1 protein-coding gene is annotated in these 427 nt (G+C 40.3%); it reads right to left on the bottom strand.

Annotated features, from left to right (window positions below; all coding sequences use genetic code 11):
• Positions 1-214: hypothetical protein (locus tag G8O24_RS47200; protein ID WP_497717869.1), on the bottom strand; the 214-nt coding region annotated here is incomplete at its 3' end.
• Positions 215-427: the final 213 nt, after the last annotated feature.

Genomic DNA, 427 nt, shown 5'->3' with positions numbered 1-427 from the left:
AAATAATATAGATCGGCCGCAGGCGGTCAATCGTAATAAAGTGGTCAGCCACAGTTGCCTTTACCTGCGCGTCATACTTATCGACTTCGTCCCCTAAGAAGGCAAAGAGGCATTTTTCCGGCAGCCTTACGCCTTCATTATCATGGCCCGGCTTCAGAACTTCCTGGGAAACCGGATCATATTCCAAAATCGGCAATTCGTTTTTCTCGATCATAATCTAGTCCTTTCCAGTTTAAGCAAGTTAAAGTATAGCAAATTACTACTTTTTGGTGAAAAGATTTTCTGTAACAGACAGAGTAAGCTTGACAAAGATTAGCGGCTAGTGTATCTTTTAAATATACTAATTTTGGAAGGAAGGAAAAGCTGACATGACTAACTATTATGGTAAAAAAATGAACACTAAGTGTACTTGAGGCATGATGTGCGG

Origin of the sequence: Bradyrhizobium campsiandrae (genome assembly GCF_014529705.1) — a bacterium.
Classification (GTDB): domain Bacteria; phylum Pseudomonadota; class Alphaproteobacteria; order Rhizobiales; family Xanthobacteraceae; genus Bradyrhizobium; species Bradyrhizobium campsiandrae.
The sequence above is the reverse complement of the archived record's forward strand: the minus strand, read 5'-3'. Positions and strand labels throughout refer to the sequence as shown.